The organism is Spirosoma terrae (genome assembly GCF_010435915.1).
Classification (GTDB): domain Bacteria; phylum Bacteroidota; class Bacteroidia; order Cytophagales; family Spirosomataceae; genus Spirosoma; species Spirosoma terrae.
This window is the reverse complement of sequence record NZ_JAAFZH010000004.1, coordinates 216,571-234,703: the sequence shown is the minus strand read 5'-3', so window position 1 is coordinate 234,703 and position 18,133 is coordinate 216,571. Positions and strand designations below refer to the sequence as shown.

At 48.1% G+C, this 18,133-nt stretch carries 15 protein-coding genes; 5 read left to right on the top strand and 10 right to left on the bottom strand.

Annotated elements, in window-relative coordinates; genetic code table 11:
• Window position 1 precedes the first annotated feature (1 nt).
• Window positions 2-418, top strand: coding sequence for a VOC family protein (locus GK108_RS11395; RefSeq protein ID WP_163947582.1), 417 nt, complete (start codon window positions 2-4; stop codon window positions 416-418).
• An 18-nt stretch (window positions 419-436) separates the two neighbouring features.
• The gene (locus GK108_RS11390; RefSeq protein WP_163947579.1) at window positions 437-970 is read left to right on the top strand and encodes an NUDIX hydrolase; all 534 of its coding nucleotides are present in this window, start codon (window positions 437-439) and stop codon (window positions 968-970) included.
• A gap of 115 nt (window positions 971-1,085) precedes the next feature.
• Here GK108_RS11390 and GK108_RS11385 read toward each other — a convergent pair whose 3' ends face one another.
• Complete coding sequence (locus GK108_RS11385) at window positions 1,086-1,811, bottom strand: NUDIX hydrolase (RefSeq protein ID WP_163948586.1); 726 nt, start codon at window positions 1,809-1,811, stop codon at window positions 1,086-1,088.
• Between the two features lie 194 nt (window positions 1,812-2,005).
• On the opposite strand from GK108_RS11385, the gene GK108_RS11380 reads away from it, so the two are divergent.
• Together GK108_RS11380 and GK108_RS11375 are read left to right on the top strand one after the other, a co-directional pair.
• Window positions 2,006-5,443 carry a ThuA domain-containing protein gene (locus GK108_RS11380; RefSeq protein ID WP_163947574.1) on the top strand — a complete coding sequence of 1,146 codons (3,438 nt, stop codon included), beginning with the start codon at window positions 2,006-2,008 and terminating at the stop codon, window positions 5,441-5,443.
• Window positions 5,444-5,546: 103 nt separating this feature from the next.
• Window positions 5,547-8,867 (top strand): glycosyl hydrolase, encoded by a 3,321-nt coding sequence (locus tag GK108_RS11375; RefSeq protein ID WP_163947569.1) that lies wholly within the window; start codon window positions 5,547-5,549, stop codon window positions 8,865-8,867.
• Window positions 8,868-9,085: 218 nt separating this feature from the next.
• Here GK108_RS11375 and GK108_RS11370 read toward each other — a convergent pair whose 3' ends face one another.
• From GK108_RS11370 to GK108_RS11355, 4 genes are all read right to left on the bottom strand, one after another.
• Window positions 9,086-9,613 carry a hypothetical protein gene (locus GK108_RS11370; RefSeq protein WP_163947565.1) on the bottom strand — a complete coding sequence of 176 codons (528 nt, stop codon included), beginning with the start codon at window positions 9,611-9,613 and terminating at the stop codon, window positions 9,086-9,088.
• A 57-nt stretch (window positions 9,614-9,670) separates the two neighbouring features.
• Window positions 9,671-10,129 carry a hypothetical protein gene (locus GK108_RS11365; RefSeq protein ID WP_163947562.1) on the bottom strand — a complete coding sequence of 153 codons (459 nt, stop codon included), beginning with the start codon at window positions 10,127-10,129 and terminating at the stop codon, window positions 9,671-9,673.
• A gap of 201 nt (window positions 10,130-10,330) precedes the next feature.
• Window positions 10,331-11,500, bottom strand: coding sequence for a CobW family GTP-binding protein (locus GK108_RS11360; protein ID WP_163947559.1), 1,170 nt, complete (start codon window positions 11,498-11,500; stop codon window positions 10,331-10,333).
• 169 nt (window positions 11,501-11,669) lie between these two features.
• Window positions 11,670-12,086 carry a DUF3299 domain-containing protein gene (locus GK108_RS11355; RefSeq protein WP_246224868.1) on the bottom strand — a complete coding sequence of 139 codons (417 nt, stop codon included), beginning with the start codon at window positions 12,084-12,086 and terminating at the stop codon, window positions 11,670-11,672.
• 448 nt (window positions 12,087-12,534) lie between these two features.
• Here GK108_RS11355 and GK108_RS11350 point away from each other — a divergent pair, with 448 nt between their 5' ends.
• Entirely contained in the window at window positions 12,535-12,936 is a 402-nt protein-coding gene (locus GK108_RS11350; protein WP_163947551.1) for a hypothetical protein, read from the top strand.
• 71 nt (window positions 12,937-13,007) lie between these two features.
• Here the strand turns inward: GK108_RS11350 and GK108_RS11345 are convergent, their stop codons facing one another.
• From GK108_RS11345 to GK108_RS11325, 5 genes are all read right to left on the bottom strand, one after another.
• Window positions 13,008-13,511 carry an O-acetyl-ADP-ribose deacetylase gene (locus GK108_RS11345; RefSeq protein ID WP_163947548.1) on the bottom strand — a complete coding sequence of 168 codons (504 nt, stop codon included), beginning with the start codon at window positions 13,509-13,511 and terminating at the stop codon, window positions 13,008-13,010.
• A 38-nt stretch (window positions 13,512-13,549) separates the two neighbouring features.
• The gene (locus GK108_RS11340) at window positions 13,550-15,211 is read right to left on the bottom strand and encodes a S8 family peptidase (RefSeq protein WP_163947544.1); all 1,662 of its coding nucleotides are present in this window, start codon (window positions 15,209-15,211) and stop codon (window positions 13,550-13,552) included.
• Entirely contained in the window at window positions 15,165-15,860 is a 696-nt protein-coding gene (locus tag GK108_RS11335) for a hypothetical protein (protein WP_163947541.1), read from the bottom strand. Before GK108_RS11335 ends, GK108_RS11340 begins: the two co-directional genes overlap by 47 nt.
• 52 nt (window positions 15,861-15,912) lie before the next feature.
• Entirely contained in the window at window positions 15,913-16,416 is a 504-nt protein-coding gene (locus GK108_RS11330; protein ID WP_163947538.1) for a hypothetical protein, read from the bottom strand.
• 87 nt (window positions 16,417-16,503) lie between these two features.
• Window positions 16,504-18,102: an aldehyde dehydrogenase (NADP(+)) gene (locus tag GK108_RS11325; RefSeq protein WP_163947535.1), complete on the bottom strand. Its 1,599-nt coding sequence runs from the start codon at window positions 18,100-18,102 to the stop codon at window positions 16,504-16,506.
• Window positions 18,103-18,133 lie beyond the last annotated feature (31 nt).

Sequence of the window (18,133 nt, the reverse complement as noted above, 5' to 3'; positions counted from 1 at the left end):
AATGAAACAACGAATCGCCCATATCGCTCTGGTGGTTCACGATTATGATGAAGCCATCAGTTTTTATACACAGAAACTTCGGTTCAGGCTTATTGAGGATACAAAACTGAGCGAAACAAAACGGTGGGTTTTAGTGGCGCCGGAAGGAGCTACCGAATGCTGTCTGTTGCTGGCAAAAGCTGCTACCGACGAACAGGCTAGTCGGGTAGGAAATCAGACTGGCGGACGGGTTTTTCTTTTTCTATATACGGACAACTTCTGGCGGGATTATCATCAGATGATTGCCGACGGGATCAACTTTATCAGGCCACCCGTCCAAGAAACGTATGGAATTGTGGCTGTTTTTGAAGACTTGTACGGAAATTTGTGGGACTTGCTGGAGCCCACTTCCGGCAATACAACCACTGATCTGTCATAAGTTTACTACGTATTGTTTATGCATCGTCAACCCTTATTAGCATTACTCAACAAACACATCCCTGCCGACGCTACGGAAAGGGCAATGACCCAGGATACCATTACGTTCGTAGCCGCCAATCCAGATTGTTTTGAGCGTAGTTTATTGTCGGGCCACGTTACGGGATCGGCCTGGATTGTAAGTCCCGACCGGGAAAAAACAGTGTTGATTCACCATCGGAAACTTGATCGGTGGTTTCAGCCGGGCGGACACGCAGATGGTGATGCGGATGTGGCTGCCGTTGCGTTCAGGGAGGCAGAAGAAGAAACGGGACTAACATCGCTTAGGTTGGTTAGCCCTGCTATTTTTGATGTCGATGTGCATCCGATTCCGGCTCGTGGCGACGTACCGGCCCATTTGCATTACGACATCCGATTCTTACTGGAAGCTGACCCCGATGAGTCGTTTTTGATTCCCGAAGAAGTGAAGAACGTAAAGTGGTTCAGTCTGAAAGACGTATATACCTTAACCGATTCGGAGTCGATTCTCCGAATGGTTCGGAAAATGGTATAGGCTAACTCCTGCTTCATTCATCTCGCAAAACCCATCATTCGTTGGGTTAAGGGCTATATCATGGCCGATTAGCGGAGTGTAAAGACTGTCTGGGCCGTTAGCGGTAGAAACGTGGCTATTTCTGAAATCGATATAGATAAGGCGCTTTGTTGGCGGCACCCGTAAATTTTTTCTCCAGCCGTTCCAGTACGTTCAGATCCAGAATTTTCTTCTGGAAATTGTTGCGGGCGAATGGCTTATCGAAGATGGCTTCATAAAGCTCCTGTACCTCTTTCATGGTAAACGTCTCGGGAAGAAGATTGAATGCAATCAGCTTTTGATCGATGTTGAGCCGTAAAGTTTCCAGCGCTTTATCAACCATGTCGTTGTGATCCATAATCATGGTGGGCAGCTCTTTGTAATTATACCAGCCCATTGATTCATCGATCTCACTTTTTTGAGGGATAACCTGATTTATATCGACCAGAGCGTAGTAACCGATCGACACAAACCGCTGGGTAATCCATTCGAATTCCTGCCGGATAAAATGCTGGTTGCCTATTTTTTCTTCATTGAGTTGGATGAGCTGTTCCAGATAAGGCCGGTTTGTCCGTTCGGTTGCCCCGAAAACCCTGAACTGTTCCAGATAAATGTCTTTGATGCCGGTTCGCTCTTCCAGGATTCGGCGGGCCGCCTGATCAATGCCTTCCTGCTGCTGGATGTATCCGCTCGGCAATGCCCAGAAATCGCCTGTAAAGTCCAGTTTGGGAATTAGCACCTTTAGTTGCCTTTGCTGGTAGCCGAATATGACACAGTCAATGGAAAGTTGCTGTATATATTTTTTTTCACCTGGTACGTGCATATTATCCTGGTTGGAGGTCACGAATGTAGGTATAAGCTTTCATGCTTTTGAACAGATCAGTGCATAAAGGTCATAGCCAGATTGAAGTAGTACTGCAAATATATATTGTTGGATAAAATTTATTGTCTAAATTAAAGACAATAAGGTTCTGCCTGACTACCTTTGATCACGAAAAGAAAAACTACCGAAGTTCCATGAACGAAAATGTGCCTAAAATCAGCATCATAACCTTTGGGTTATGGCTGCTTATTCATGCTGCGTTTGCCCAAACGCCAGCAGTTAATGTGCTCGTATTTAGCAAAACGGCTGCCTTCCGACATCAGTCGATAGACGCCGGTAAGAAAGCACTGGCCAAAATGGCTGGCGAAAAAGGCTTTGGTGTGACTTTTACGGAAGATGCAGGCCAATTCAGCGAGGCTACTCTAAAGCGGTACAATACTGTTATATTTCTCAATACAACCGGTGACGTACTGAACAATGAGCAGCAGAGTGCCTTTGAACGGTATATACAGGCGGGGGGTGGATACGTCGGCATTCACGCGGCCACTGATACCGAATATGAATGGCCGTGGTATGGTAAGCTGGCCGGGGCTTATTTCTTAGACCATCCCATGCCTAATAATGTTCAGAAAGGAAAATTCATTGTCGCTCTCAAAAACCACTGGGCCACAAAAGGAATGCCCGATGAGTTTGAACGTAGTGATGAGTTTTACAGCTTTAAAGACATTTCTCCCAAAATCAATGTCTTATTAACAATTGACGAAAAGAGCTACGTTGGTGGTAAGAACCCTGATTATCATCCCATGAGCTGGTATCAGGAATACGACGGTGGACGAGCGTTTTATACCGCAATGGGGCACACGGATGAAACCTTCTCGGAACCCCTGTTCCTCAATCACCTTTGGGCCGGTATTCAGTATACCGTGGGAGGTGATTCGCCCAAAAAGCTCGATTTTTCTAAGGCAAGACCTGAAGAAAACCGCTTTACTAAAGTTGTTTTGAAGGAGAAACTCGATGAACCAATGGAGCTTAGCGTTCTGAATGATGGCCGGATTCTATTCATTCAGCGTAAGGGGGAGGTAAAGCTTTTCAATACTAAAACCAATGAGTTAAAAACGATTGCTACCATTCCGGTGAGCGTTAAATACGTCAGCAAAGAAGGCAAAGAGTCGATGGGGGAGGATGGTCTGCTCGGTTTAAGTAAAGACCCCAATTTTGCCCAGAACCACTGGATTTATCTGTATTACTCAATACCGGAGGAACCTAAAAACGTGCTGGCCCGATTTGAACTACGGGGCGACGAACTGGTGATGGATTCGAAAAAGGTACTGCTGGAAGTGCCTACCCAACGGGAAGAGTGCTGCCACACGGGTGGTTCTATTGCCTGGGACCGGGCCGGTAATCTGTACTTATCGACAGGCGACAATACGAACCCACACGGTTCGAATGGCTACAGTCCCAGTGATGAGCGTGAAGGACGTAGCGCCTGGGATGCGCAAAAGTCGTCGGCCAATACGAACGATTTGCGGGGTAAGATCATTCGGATCAAACCCCAGCCCGACGGTACGTATACCATACCTGATGGAAACTTGTTTGCTAAAGGGACCTCACAGACTCGCCCCGAAATTTACACCATGGGCCATCGGAACCCGTTCCGTATTTCGGTAGATCAAAAAACGGGCTACGTATATTGGGGAGAGGTAGGGCCAGATGCTGCCAAACCCGATTCAACTCGTGGAGCCGCTGGTCATGATGAAGTGGGGCAGGCTCGTAAGGCGGGTAATTTTGGCTGGCCTCATTTTGTCGGCGATAATAAAGCATATAACAAATATGATTTTGCCGCCAGTAAGTCTGGTGAAAAATGGGATGTCAATGCACCAACCAATACTTCTCCCAATAATACGGGATTAAAGGTATTGCCACCCGCCCAGAAAGCCTTCATCTGGTACCCGTATGATGGATCGAAAGAGTTTCCTCTGGTTGGTGCCGGAGGACGTAACGCGATGGCTGGTCCGGTCTTTTATGCCGATGAATTTAGTCGGGCACCCCGCTCTTTTCCCGCGTATTACGATGGAAAGTTGATCACCTACGATTGGATGCGCGGCTGGGTTATGGCCGTCACGATGGACAAAGAGGGCAACTACGCATCGATGGAGCGGTTTATGCCGAGCTACAAATTCAGTAATCCGATGGATATGGAGTTTGCCGACAATGGCGATCTGTATATGCTCGAATACGGTTCTGGCTGGTTTACCGCCAACGACGATGCCCGTCTGATACGAATTGAATATAACGGGGGAAACAGAAAGCCCCAGCTACAAATGGCGGCCAATAAAATGGGAGGAGCAGCTCCGCTGGCGCTAAAATTGACTACTAAAGGTACCTCTGATGCAGATGGAGATGCGCTGACGTATTCCTGGAAAATTTCATCGAAAAATGGTTTCAATAAGGTGGTGTCTACCCCTGACGCAAACCTTACATTAGCTAAGCCAGGTGTTTACAAAGCCACCGTCACCGTAAATGATAACAAAGGTGGAATCGCTTCTCAGTCGATGGATATTACGGTAGGTAACGAACCGCCTGTGCTGAGCCTGGATATGCCTGGGGCCAACAAGTCGTTTTACGTAGCGAACAAGCCATTTAAGTACGAAGTGAAAGTGGCTGATAAAGAAGATGGTACGTTGGGTAAAGGGATCGATGCCGATCGGGTTGCCGTCAATATCGACTATCTGGCGGAAGGTTTCGATCAGGTTGCTATTGCACAGGGACACCGGTCGGCCGATGCAGGAGCATTACTGGCAACGGGTAAAAAGCTGATCGAAGCCAGCGATTGTAAAGCTTGTCATAGTGTCGATAAAAAGTCGATAGGGCCTGCTTATCGCGATGTGGCTATGAAGTATAAAGGCGACAATTCGGCCCTGGAACGGCTGACCAAAAAGGTAATTGCCGGAGGGAGTGGCGTTTGGGGGGAAACGGCTATGGCGGCTCACCCACAATTGTCTACGGCCGATGCCGCCGAGATGGTGAAATATATTCTAAGCGTATCGAGCACATCGGCAGGAGCTAATTCGCTGCCCGTAAAAGGAAATTATACCGCCAGCATTCCCAAAGGTGATAAAGGAAAAGGGGTTTACATTATTCGGGCGGCATACGAAGATAAGGGGGCTAAAGGCTTACCGGCGTTACGTTCCGAACAAACATTTGTGCTGAGAAATACCAAAGTCGATGTGCATGGGTTTGATGGATATGATAACGTCAATAAAATGGCGTTTGGAGGTAATAACCTGGCTATTCCGTCAAAATCAGGAGCCTACATGGAGCTGAAGCAGGTTAATCTGGAGGGTTTGACCGCCGTTCGGGTGATGGCTACAGCGCCCAAACCACAGTTGAATGCCATAGGGGGTAAGGTGGAATTACGGTTAGATAGCCCAACCGGTAAGCTGATTGGCGAATCGTCATTCCTGGAAGCATCGGAAAAGATGGATTTTACGCCCAATCAACTCCAGATACCAATAAAACAACCCGTAACTACCGATAACAAACCCCATGACGTATATCTGGTCTTTACCAACCCAGGTAAGAATATGGGGAGTTTAATGGTAGTAATGGGAGTTGAATTTGTATTAAATTAAGGGTTTGGTGAGGTAACTATAGGAAAGTGGATGCTCACTTGGTCATTAGCTTGCCATAGTTAATGACCAAGTGAGCATCCACTTTCCTAATCCGTTAATCCATATGAAAAAGTTAACCTTACTGGCCTGGATGCTGCCCGCCATGGCAGTAGCCCAGTCTTCGTCGTTGCAAAGTGGCTTTCTGGCGCCACCTCATTCGGCCCGACCGCGTGTCTGGTGGCATTGGATGAACGGAAATATTACCAAAGAAGGGATTACAAAGGATCTCGAATGGATGAAGCGGGTGGGCATCGGCGGCTTTCAGAATTTTGATGCGAGTTTAATGACACCGGCTGTTACGGCCAAAAAGCTGGTGTTCATGACGCCCGATTGGAAAGATGCCTTCAAGCATACGACCAACGAAGCCAGGAAACTCGGGCTGGAAATGGCCATCGCTGGATCGCCGGGCTGGAGCGTAACGGGTGGCCCGTGGGTACCGGCTAGTGACGCCATGAAAAAATATGTCTGGACCGAAACACGGCTATCAGGAGGAAACGCCTTTTCAGGCAAGCTACCGCAGCCGTCGGCTAAGGCAGGCAAGTTTCAGAATGTACCCCTGTCGCCCGAAGGCGGATTTGGTGGCCCCTCCGGCGAAGTGCCTGATTATTACGTGGATGCGCTGGTGATCGCGTATCGACTACCGGCTACTGACAAACCACTCGCGTCTTTCAACCCTAAGGTTACATCGAGTGGCGGTATGTTCAACCTCGCTGACCTGACAGATGGCGATCTGGCTAAAACGACATTATTGCCGCCGATGGAAGTGGGGCAGGATATGTGGATTCAGTATGAGTTCGACAGCCCGCAGACGTTTAAAGCATTTACCATTGTGGGGGCCAGTGGAGGAGGGCCATTGGCTGAATTCAGAGGGGCGCCAGACAATCGTAGCCTAAAAGTAAGCGACGATGGCGTTAATTTCCGCGACGTAGTGATAATCAGAGGCAGTACGGTGCCGCAGAACACAATGAACATCGTGCCTACTACGGCTAAGTATTTCCGGTTTGCGTTCAAAACATTACAACCCCAGGGAAATCCATTCGGGGCTATGTTTGGTGGCAGTACAGATCCGGGGAAGCCGGAAGGGGTAGCCGTTGCCGAATTGGTGCTACACAACACAGATAGAGTTGATCTGTTTGAAGAAAAGGCGGGATTTAGCCCCTGGAATGAAAGTACTCACTCGCTCATTAAAGCCAACGCGGATGCCATACCGACAGACGATGTGATTGACCTGACATCGAAAATGAGTACTGACGGCACGTTGAACTGGACTCCGCCCGCTGGTAACTGGGTTATAGTACGTATGGGCTATTCAATTACCGGACGTAAGAATCACCCCGCTTCCCCTGAAGCTACCGGGCTCGAAGTGGATAAACTCGACAACGTAGCGGTTCGGAAATACATCGATACGTATCTGGATATGTATCAGGACGCTGCGGGTGGCCAGTTAGGAGCCAAAGGGCTGGAATATATGGTGCTGGATAGCTACGAAGCAGGGCATATGACCTGGACCAAAGCCATGCCCGAGGAGTTTCTGAAACGGCGAGGCTACGATCTGAAACCCTGGATTCCGGTATTGACGGGACGGGTGGTACGTAGCGCGGAAGCTAGTGAGCAATTCCTGTGGGATTTCCGGAAAACCATTGGAGAACTGATTGTGGCCAACCACTACGAAGTGATCGGCGATGCCTTGCACGCACGTGGGATGAAACGCTATACGGAGTCGCACGAAAACGGTCGAATTTATCTGGCCGATGGTATGGACGTAAAACGCAAGGCTGAAATTCCTATGTCGGCTATGTGGACGCCTGGTAGCCTGGCTACCGGTAGTGACGAAGAGGTACGTAGTGAGGCTGATATTCGGGAAGCGGCTTCTGTAGCACATATCTATGGGCAGAACCTGGTGGCGGCCGAATCAATGACTTCGGTAGGAAACGGATTTAGCTGGTATCCCGAAAAACTCAAGCGGACCGCCGATCTGGAAATGGCATCGGGGCTTAACCGATTTGTGGTGCACACGTCTGTTCACCAGCCACTTGATGATAAAAAACCTGGTTTTTCCCTGGGGCCTTTCGGGCAGTATTTTACCCGGCATGAAACCTGGGGTGAACAGGCTAAATCGTGGGTCGATTATCTGAGTCGCAGTTGTTATCTGCTTCAGCAGGGCAAACCCGTTGTTGATGTGTTATATTACTATGGCGAAAATAACAACATTACGCAGGCATTTGCGCAGAAGCTGCCCGCTATTCCAGCTGGTTATTCGTTCGATTTTGCCAATGCTACGGTTGTGAAAGAAGCTTTACGGGGGGAGGGAGGAAAAATCCTGACACCCAGCGGACAACAGTATCGTGTGCTGGTTCTGGATTCGACCGCCCGGACGATGACGCTACCCGTACTCAGAAAGTTAGGTGAATTAGTGAAGGCAGGGATGTACGTAGCCGGAGCCAAGCCGGAGCGGTCGCCGAGTTTGATCGATAATCCTGCTGAATTTACTACGTTGGCGAATCAGATCTGGAGCAGTCCAACAGTGTCGACACAATCGATTGAAGCAGCATTGGCGAAAGTCGGTGTTGAGAAGGATGTCGATATTACCGGAGCTTCGTCTCCTATTTTGTTTGTTCATCGCCAGACCAGCAATGCCGACCTGTATTGGCTCGATAATCGAAGCGACAATACCAACCAGGCTACCATCAGTTTCCGGGTTACTGGGAAGGTACCGGAGTTGTGGAATCCTGAAACGGGGAAGCTGGAAAAAGTGTCGTATCAGATAAAAGATGGACGTACCATCGTGCCGCTCAAGTTTGATTCCTGGGGGGCTTACTTTATCGTCTTCCAGAACAAAACAACGGTAGCTTCGTACACTAAACCGACCGTAAAAGAAACCCAGGCCGTCCAGATAGAGGGGGCCTGGAACGTGAGTTTTCAGGAGGGACGTGGTGCTCCGGCCATCGCTACGTTGCCTACACTTCGTTCATTATCGGAAAATGCCGATCCGGGCATTGAATACTTTTCAGGGACGGCTTCGTATAATAATACGTTCCAACTCGCTACTCTCACCAAAAATGCTACGTATGTATTGGATCTTGGCGATGTGAAAAATATCGCTGAGGTGGTCGTTAATGGCAAACTGGTGGGCACGGTCTGGAAAAAGCCGTATCGGATTGATATAACCGATGCCATGAAAGCTGGAAGCAATAGTGTTCAGATTAACGTTACCAATACCTGGGTGAATCGACTAATTGGCGACGCTCAGCCCGGAGTTACCAATAAGGTGACCTTCACGACGTTGCCGTTCTACAAAGCCGATTCAGCTCTACTGCCATCGGGGCTCCTGGGGCCGGTGCGTGTGCTGACCGTAACAATGGCTACGGCAACAGCAAAGCGGTAGATACTAAGTAGTGTATTAACCAACATGGGCGGTTTATGACAACTGCCCATGTTTTGTTGGGATATGCTGAGACAGATCTCGTTTCAATCTCTTGAATGCCTTTTCAGAATGTCCGATTTTCTCTACTGGCGAGCCACCTTCCGGCTCGGTGCTACGTTCAATCTGAGGATAGTGAGTATTGTTGTTATGGTAGCAGTACGATGGAATATAGTTGGAAACTATTGCTGGCCAATTTGCCGACTGTCGGGAAAATTTTTTAATAGCCAGCCCGAACTAGGGCTACTGGCATAGATACGTACTTCGCGTAAAGCAATACGCTCGCCTGTTGTTAAACTGGTAGGTAAAACGTTTGTAGGAATAATAGACAAGGGACCTTCTTTATAATTAGTAAAGCAGAAAGCAACGGGCAGGATGTAACAACCGGCAAGGTTCGGCTGGAGAGGAGGCATCTGTTTTAAGCCTTTCAAAATGGCAGCGTCAAACCCATACTGTTTACTAACTTGGGCGCTCATTTTAGGGTACAATACCGCTATGTCTTTTATGTGACCCTGTTCATTGATGCTAAAACCGGCGTAGAATCGGCCGTAAACTGCTCTCGTGGCGGGTTTGGGCGGATACAGGATCCGACGGGTAACAACTTTGGTAAAGACAGGATCTTGATCAAGCGCAGGTATGATATTTTGAGCGTTGGTGAGTTGGCTAGCTACGAGTAGACTTAACCAGACTATGGGTTGTCGCTTTTTCATAATGTTATTGTCTTCTTTAATGTGTTCAATTTACTTCTTTTATAATCATATTTATGCCTAAATATAAATTTTCGAATATTCCCTCTCCAACTCATCTAAAAAACTAGCCATCGACACCTCAAAACACTGCTTTTGAGTGCTAGTCTCAGTCTCAGCGAATTTAGCTTCGGCCATAAAAGAGGGAAACATACAGACTATTTTATGGCTGCTATAACGTATTGTTAAACGGTTATTAGCCTCCTTAGAAACTTTCAAAGCCCCTACGCTTTGGTCTGAAAAATCGATAGGTAAATAGACGGTTTCGCCCACCTTTGCTGTCTTGATCGCCTTTGCCCAATTTTCTAATAAATCTTTCAAAACGATTTTTACCTTTTCAATACTTTCTTCTATAGATGAGTACCCAAGATCTAAAGCGAAGAAATACGTATCGAAACGACGATCTAAGTTCAGTTCCGGAATTTTTACATAGAGGTCATCGTGATATGAAGGACTTTGATCGTCAAATGTTATGGTCATGGTTCAAGAAATAAGTTTGACGACTCTTTTAGTCAAGATACACGCCCGAAACAGGAAATATAGCGGTGTGTGTTTTTGCTTCACGAGCGCAGACTCATCCGGGTAGTAGCTGTCTGGCATCATCTGAACTAGAACTTTTCATCCCGGATCATTCGTAGTAATAGACTTTTTGTGCTTCCTGCTTTACGGGCCAGTAATACTTTACTTTCCAGATATATCTGAATTCGTGATCTGCCAGCTGGCATCTTTCGTGAAACATTGACGCAGCATCTTCTCAAAACCCTCCGACTTCAGTAATTTACCGATAAACACAATACGACTTTCGGGGTGTTCATCGACTTCCCAACTGACACCATCGATCATGGTCAGGTTCTTGCCAACCGACTGGATGATCCAGCGCTGTGGGCGACTGGCGTCGTAAATAATGCCTTTAATCCGGTAAATATCCTTGCCCTGGAATAGTAATAAGGTAGTAAGTCGGTGGTAAAGCTGCGTTAGGTCGAGCGATTCGTCGAAACGAAAGCTCAGCGACACAATGTCACTATGCCGATGGTGGTGGTGTTGGGGTAACGTACCAAACTGACCTCGACGACCTGTGTAGGAGGTTGGTAGGTTGGGGGTGGCAAGTAGGGGTTTAGCTCGAGTTGGTATAAAACTGGCTGGTTGCGAAGCGAAGGCGGTATCTCTCACAATAGCCATCAGCTCATCTATAGGGTAATGCTCTTTCTGTCCCGTAAGTACCTGAGCAAACGGGTTAAGCTCTCGCAGCGTGTTGGTCAGATAAGTCAGGTAGTCGGCCGAAACCCGGTCCGTTTTATTGATCAGCAGGACATCGCTGAATGAAACTTGCTGAATTGCTTCCTCGGTGTCGCGTAGCTGATCGTCGATTAGTTCAGCATCAACCAGACAGATCACCCGCCTGAGGCTAAACTCGCGCTGGACCATCGGTAGCATCAAAAACGGAACAGCTACGTTGGCTGGGTCGGCAATACCAGTTGTTTCGATAATTAACTCATCGAAAGACTCGCGTCGGTCGTGGAGGTCTTCCAGCACATCAAGTAGACTATCGTTCAATGAGCAGCAGATACAGCCGTCGCTCAGCTCGATCGTATCCACGTCGGGGCGTAGCACTAACTGACCGTCTATGCCTGCCTCTCCGTACTCATTCTCGATCAGAGCAAAGCGAGTTTGTGGCCGGGCCGCCATAAGTGTATTGAGCAAGGTTGTCTTTCCTGCTCCCAAAAATCCAGTCAAAAGCGTTACGTTCTTAGCCATATGATTCGTCTTTACCGTCACAACTAGTTGTTTATAGAGGATCGGGGCAGTACGCTGTTGACAATCTTCGCAGGTGCCCTCGGCCAGTAGCTGCAAAGTATGAAAATGATAGTACCAAACCTGATCCGGATTTTCTGGATACAGTTTATGGAGGGAAATTAATGCCTCGCAAGAAGACTTGTAAAACGCGGATAACCGCTTGAATCTACTTTTTATTCAGCGTTGAATTGACCTCGACCCTATCTTGCTTCACATAGGAGATCGTTTAACGTGATTCGGGCAGCAGCTCAGCGCCCTCTAAAATGTAGTTCAGCTCGTAAATAGTATCGGCATTGAGTCGTAATGTTCCTGAAAAAGCACATCGCTCATCGGTTTTAAATCGCCTGGGTAACTTCTTGAATTTCAGAGCCACGATAGATTCGGGCCCGGCAGCTCCACAGAAAAAACATTGAGCCATTGGGAACTGAGACACTACGTATAAACCACTTTCTAAATCAATTGGAATGACGTAGCCCGAAATGGTTACCTTTTTTCCATTCAAGGCCTGTACTGTAGGACCGAACGTTGGATGCAACAGAATCACACCCTCTTCGGCGTAAAACTTTTTTTTGAACTGCACGTCGCGAAGTCTCTCCCAAGTCAGCCTTTCTGGGATAATCACTTCTGGTTTGACTGATAGCATCGGAAACAATATAGAGAGCAGAAAAAAATATCGCATCAGTGGTAGGGAGGTTACCATTCGTCAAAACAGCCTTTATATCAACAAATATAATCCATAAATGCAACATTGTTGCATTTATGGATTATATTTCAATGTGGCACACAGGTTAGAGTGCATTCACTTAAAAAATGCTTTGGGTACAGGAAGATTTACCAGGCAACCACAGATTACATGCAACTCTAAGCTATGATTTTAAATAGTACCACAGCTAGCGAAATGAACCGTATGAGTATTCTATATTTAGATTGCCTATCTAAAGATTTTCAATGACTTTATGGTCCAAACCTCATTTTTCTGGTGAACTTATCATTAAAAATCAAAAAACTATAAATATAGTAGTCGTTTTGGCTAGTTATACATGTAAGAATCAAGAACAGATTCATCGTACAACAAAACCACAGGAACAGCTATGAAACGTGCCATTATATCGTTTGCCTGCCTATGTTTACTGGCATTGGCAATAAACACTTACGGACAGGATGAGCGAAAACTCCGTACCGATCCGACGTATTCTACGCATAATTATAAGCATGCCAACAAGGCAGCGCAAGCCCGACGCTGGGAAGACAATAAGGGTGTGTCTGTACAGGAACCAACGTCAACGGATGCGCGCGTAGCTGACTACAAAAAGTCAGTGCCAAACGCACAACCCGCTGGAGGGGTTACGGGCGATCATACGCCCGCTGCTAGTCTGGCCGATCGCAATTACAAAATGCAGCGGGAAGAGAATCAATCGACTGGAGAAGCCGATCGCCTGGCAAAGCAGCGGAAACGGCGTTCCGACAGTTCTTCGGTGATTGGAAACGAATAGGGTTTTATGCTTAGTAAAGTTTACACTCTCTGAAAATCTGCTCTGGCAATGGGCAGATTTTCAGAGAGTTTTTAGCGTAGATGTGATTGGTAAAGAGAATAATTTTCCTGGTCAAAACAGACGAATAGTACTTCGTCAATAGTCAACAGGCGCTCCAGATTATCATTTACGGTACGTATGGCTATCTCGGCCGCCAGTTCTTTAGGAAATCCATAGATGCCAGTGCTGACATTGGGGAAGGCAATGCTGGTACAGGTATGTTCCTCCGCTATATCGAGCGATCGACGATAACAACTGCTTAGCAACTCGGCCTCCTGATGGGCACCTCCGCGCCAGACAGGCCCAACGGTGTGAATCACATAACTAGCCGGTAAACGATATCCTTTCGTGATTTTTGCATCACCTGTTTTGCAGCCGTTTAATCTACGGCATTCGGCCAGTAGCTCGGGACCAGCCGCCCGATGGATGGCTCCATCCACACCACCACCACCCAATAAGCTGGGGTTTGCTGCATTGACAATAGCATCTACCATCTGCCTGGTAATATCTCCCTGAATAACCCGTATTTTGGCCATTTTTCTACCTGATTACCAACAGAGGAGCAAGGTCCGATCTATTGTTTGATAACCTTTGTGGTTCGCTTCTTGTCGCCCGAAACGAGCGTCATAAAATATAACCCGGCAGACAGGTTAAGGTTTGGGAGTCGGAAGCTCGACATGCCCGTATACGTATTTTGCCAGACGGTTCTTCCCATTAGATCAACCAACGTAGCACTTAACGTAGCATTGGGTTCAAGCTCGGCCCATTGAATAGCTAGTGGTTCCGCTTCGCTGAATGGGTTGGGGTAAACCAATAACTGCTTAAATACTTCAGCAGCAGTAGATGCGCGTTCAAAATTGGGAATACCATAACCAAGTCGGTCGTCAGGACGGTCATATTGGTGGCCCGACCGTCGCAGGCTTTCGGTTACCTGACTGGCAGTAAGATGAGGATGGGCTTGCCAGAAGCCAGCGGCAAGTCCCGCTACCAAAGGTGTTGCATAGGACGTACCATTACCCGAAGAAATAGAATTGAACGGATAACCAACTGTTGTACCTTGGCCCCTGGCCGCCAGATCGGGTTTTACACGACCGTCGGCAGATGGTCCGAATGAACTAAACGACGCCTGTTGGCCTGTTTGTGTAACGGCACCAATCGCAAGAACGGATGAGGCATCGGAAGGCGCCGACAGGTATCGCCAGGAATTACTGCCATCGTTTCCGGCTGCAACTATAACAACCATTCCCGTTTCGGTAGCTATCTGAGCCGCTCGGGAACAGAGAGCGGTTTTGCCATCCATATCCTGGTAGGTATAGTTAGTTGCCGGATTATCGAACGTAGTGTAGCCCAGCGACGAACTAACTACGTCGACTCCGACACTGTCGGCATATTCGGCTCCAAATACCCAATTGGCTTCTTCTATTTTACTTTCACTCGCAGCATCCTCCGTCCGTAGCAGAATGAACGAAGCCTTATAAGCTGTGCCATATAGCTGATTATCAGACGTAGCAGCTATTGCTGACAGGCAGGATAAGCCGTGTGCGTCATCTTCGTAGACACTCGTTTCTTTTTTGACAAAATCATAGGTTGCCAGCACTCGGTTCTCCGCGAATAACTGACTTAAAAAATTTACGCGATCGGCATTCTGGAAACCGGCATCCAGCACACCAATCAGCATACCCTCGCCATGATAACCCAGTTCGTGCATTCTATCGACGCCGATTTGGGTTATCTGAGCCTGGGATGTTCCATAACTCAGGGCCTCCACTTTGCCGAATTTCGACACTTGATTGGACGTATTGATCTGATTGTCTGCACCGATCCGGAAGTTAGAAAGCGATCGACCGAATTCGATACCCTTCACAAAGGGTAATTGCAGCACGGACGTAATGACCGTTTCTGTTGCTTCAACCATAACCGCATTAAACCACCGCGAAGGAAACCAGATTTTGGCACCTGCCTGCTGAAGCTGCGCTACGTAGGCGGGATTGACGGGCAGGTCGCGTTCCTTAATGGAAATATTCTGCTTTTGCCGACGTAGTATGGCGCGTTGTGAGAGAAACTGCTCGGGGCGTTGTAGGCTATAAGGTGTGTTGGCTTTGTCGCGCAGAAGCACAAAATATTTTCGGGTAGTTTGCCCAAAGCCGATTGTCTGAACCAGTAGCAACAAAAGAAGTGTCGAGCAAGCCCTAGTCTTTGCCGTATGATTGGATTCGGTAGATTTGTCTGATGCCATAATCAATCTGGTAGTTGCCAATGCAGGATGGACTCGACGTGCAGAAATGCAGTTGGGTGCGTTCTCTGTAGATCAAACCAATCTGTTGGGCATACACGTCAATACGTTTATCCTGTGCCGTAAGCGTCGAATCGTTCTGTGCAATCACAGTAACGGTCTGACGGAACTCTGTATCGAAAACGCGATAGGGCTGGTGGCTATTGCGTACCTGATAATCATCCGTTCCAAGAGTATTGAATTGGTTCCCGTTCCAGGTTAACCGATCGCTAACAGGAAAACGTAGCGTGACGAAATCCTGGTTATTTTCTGTCCGAATCGCCATGTTATCGACTAACCGGACCGACCATATAGAATCTGCCTGCCACGGCTGGTTGTCGGCCAATCGTTGGTAACGTAGCAGCCGAAAAGCGGTTCGACCGGCTACGTCAACGTAGGGCTTACCAATCACTTCTTTGAGCTGATACTGCCGCTGGACCGGAGCTGAGTTAAGTGAGTAAAGCTGTTCATCAACCGTATAAACGACGTAACGCCCGGTTTCCAACGGAAAATAATCGTACCCATAGTCGTTAGGAGCCGGATTATACTGACAGCTTTGACCCGCACATACAATAAGGAACAAGAATCGGAAAAGACGTAATGGAGATAGCATCAATGAGTTAATTACCTCTCCAAGATAAATTGTTTACTTAAAAAAGTAAATTTTAAAAAATACGGCTCCAGGCAAACCGAATAAGCAGCAGCAGTACGACAAAAGCGCCCAGAATATACGTAAAAGGAATATAGGTAATCGCCACAAGACGGGTACGATCGATTATCCAGAGAATGCCGATAACGGCCGCAATCAACGTTAAAGCGCTGGATAGTTTCCCAAAAGCCGGGATGTAATTGAATGGAATCTTTCGCCGGATCAGGGCCAACGTAAAGCCCATGGTCAAAATCGGGAGTACCTGAATGACCAGATGGATATCCCAGATACTTTGCCGCTCAAATAGAAACAGGTAGACAGTTAGCGTAATGGCAAAAATACCGGGTATGCAGGCCATATAAACCAGAACCGCATAGACATATCGCCATTTCCAGATGTCTTCCGCCGTTTCGCCTGACCACAGATTCACCAGAAAAGCCAATACGGGTACTGACATCAATACCAGAAAGAGCAGCATTGGCTGGTGAGAAGCGGCTTCAAAAATGTCGCGGAGCGTCATACTAATAGGTTGGTGGGGAAAAATAAACTTGTCGAAACGAGCCAATAACTTAGCATCAGCTACTAACTCGTTTCGACAAGATCGACGTTATTTTGTCATGACGCCATCAACATTACGCCAGATACCAAGTGGATTGGCGTCCTGTAAAGCTAACGGTAACAGCGCATCGGGGAAGCTTTGATAGGTAAAGGGCCGAACAAACCGAAGAATAGCTCCTGTACCCACCGATGTGCTACGTCCTCCGTCGGTAGTGGCGGGGAATGGCCCGCCATGAGTCATGGCTTCAGAAACCTCTACGCCAGTGGGGTAACCACCAAACAGCAGTCGACCTACTTTTGCCTGTAGCAAGGAAACCCAGTCGAACGATGACTGGCTGATTTCGGCTGACGTGGCGTATAACGTTGCTGTCAACTGGCCGTCGAGCGTTTGTAAACAGTCGGCTAATTCGGCTTCGGTTTTACAAACGATAATCACGGATGACGGACCAAAGATTTCTTCGCTCAGGCTTGGACTACAAAGGAAGAAAGGAGCTGTTGTGGTCAGAATGGTTGGGCGACCTTCTGTTTTATCCTCATTGGCTTCGACTTCTGATTCGGCCAGCACATGTACGCCAGGAATAACTCGGTTATGCTGAATGCCCCGCTGATAGTTCTGGCAGATACCCGCGTTGAGCATAGTGGCCGGAGCAGACGCCCGGATTTTCTCCGCTACGGTTTCCAGAAATAACTCGGTTTGTGGGGAGTCTAGCAGAAAAACCAGCCCAGGATTGGTACAGAACTGACCAACGCCCAACGTAACAGATGCGGCCAGTCCCTCAGCTACTTTCACCGCGTTTTCCTGAATGGCGCCTGGTAATACAACAACGGGGTTAACAGCGCTCATTTCGGCATACACCGGGATGGGTTCCGGGCGTTCGTTGGCAATTTTTAACAGAGCGAGACCGCCAGCGCGTGAACCGGTAAAACCAACCGCTTTGATGGCGGGATGCGCCACCAATTCCTGGGCAACTGTATTATCAGCGTGCAAGAGTGAAAAAACGCCGTCGGGCATGCCCGTTTTCTGGGCCGCAGCCGTTATCGCCTGCCCAACCAGTGATGACGTACCGGGATGCGATGGGTGGGCTTTAAACACAACCGGGCAACCAGCGGCTAAAGCCGACGCCGTATCACCACCAGCTACCGAAAATGCCAATGGGAAGTTGCTGGCACCAAATACAACAACCGGCCCGAGTGGAACCAGCATCCGCCGAAGATCAGGCCGTGGCAGGGGCTGACGATCGGGGAGGGCGGGGTTGATTCGGGCATCGACCCAGGAGCCTTCGCGAATGAGTTTGGCAAACATCCGAAGCTGGCCGGTAGTACGACCACGCTCTCCCGATAGCCGGGCAGTTGGTAAGCCACTTTCCAGAACCGCCCGCTCAATGAGTGCATCGCCCAGGGCTTCAATTTCGCTGGCAATAGCGTCCAGGAAATCAGCTCGCTGGCTGGCTTGTAGCTTGGTATAGACCGCAAAGGCATCGGCCGCTTTTTCTACAGCCAGGTTTGCCTGTTCGCTGGATACATTGGAAAACTCATCGGTAAGCTGTTCACTGGTTCCCGGCGCAAAAGCCTGGAAGTAATCGCCTTCCCCTACAATGGCTTCATTACCAATAAAACTGGAGGTAAGCTGGTATTGACTGGTTGACATGGTTCAAACTAGTTGATCAGACTGTGGCTGA

What these genes read in the sequence shown, in the direction of transcription:
- GK108_RS11395 (WP_163947582.1), top strand. Translation starts at nt 2, where the DNA reads ATGAAACAACGAATCGCCCATATCGCTCTGGTGGTTCACGATTATGAT.
- GK108_RS11390 (WP_163947579.1), top strand. Translation starts at nt 437, where the DNA reads ATGCATCGTCAACCCTTATTAGCATTACTCAACAAACACATCCCTGCC.
- GK108_RS11385 (WP_163948586.1), bottom strand. Translation starts at nt 1,811, where the DNA reads ATGCACGTACCAGGTGAAAAAAAATATATACAGCAACTTTCCATTGAC.
- GK108_RS11380 (WP_163947574.1), top strand. Translation starts at nt 2,006, where the DNA reads ATGAACGAAAATGTGCCTAAAATCAGCATCATAACCTTTGGGTTATGG.
- GK108_RS11375 (WP_163947569.1), top strand. Translation starts at nt 5,547, where the DNA reads ATGAAAAAGTTAACCTTACTGGCCTGGATGCTGCCCGCCATGGCAGTA.
- GK108_RS11370 (WP_163947565.1), bottom strand. Translation starts at nt 9,613, where the DNA reads ATGAAAAAGCGACAACCCATAGTCTGGTTAAGTCTACTCGTAGCTAGC.
- GK108_RS11365 (WP_163947562.1), bottom strand. Translation starts at nt 10,129, where the DNA reads ATGACCATAACATTTGACGATCAAAGTCCTTCATATCACGATGACCTC.
- GK108_RS11355 (WP_246224868.1), bottom strand. Translation starts at nt 12,086, where the DNA reads ATGCTATCAGTCAAACCAGAAGTGATTATCCCAGAAAGGCTGACTTGG.
- GK108_RS11350 (WP_163947551.1), top strand. Translation starts at nt 12,535, where the DNA reads ATGAAACGTGCCATTATATCGTTTGCCTGCCTATGTTTACTGGCATTG.
- GK108_RS11345 (WP_163947548.1), bottom strand. Translation starts at nt 13,511, where the DNA reads ATGGCCAAAATACGGGTTATTCAGGGAGATATTACCAGGCAGATGGTA.
- GK108_RS11340 (WP_163947544.1), bottom strand. Translation starts at nt 15,211, where the DNA reads ATGGCATCAGACAAATCTACCGAATCCAATCATACGGCAAAGACTAGG.
- GK108_RS11335 (WP_163947541.1), bottom strand. Translation starts at nt 15,860, where the DNA reads ATGCTATCTCCATTACGTCTTTTCCGATTCTTGTTCCTTATTGTATGT.
- GK108_RS11330 (WP_163947538.1), bottom strand. Translation starts at nt 16,416, where the DNA reads ATGACGCTCCGCGACATTTTTGAAGCCGCTTCTCACCAGCCAATGCTG.
- GK108_RS11325 (WP_163947535.1), bottom strand. Translation starts at nt 18,102, where the DNA reads ATGTCAACCAGTCAATACCAGCTTACCTCCAGTTTTATTGGTAATGAA.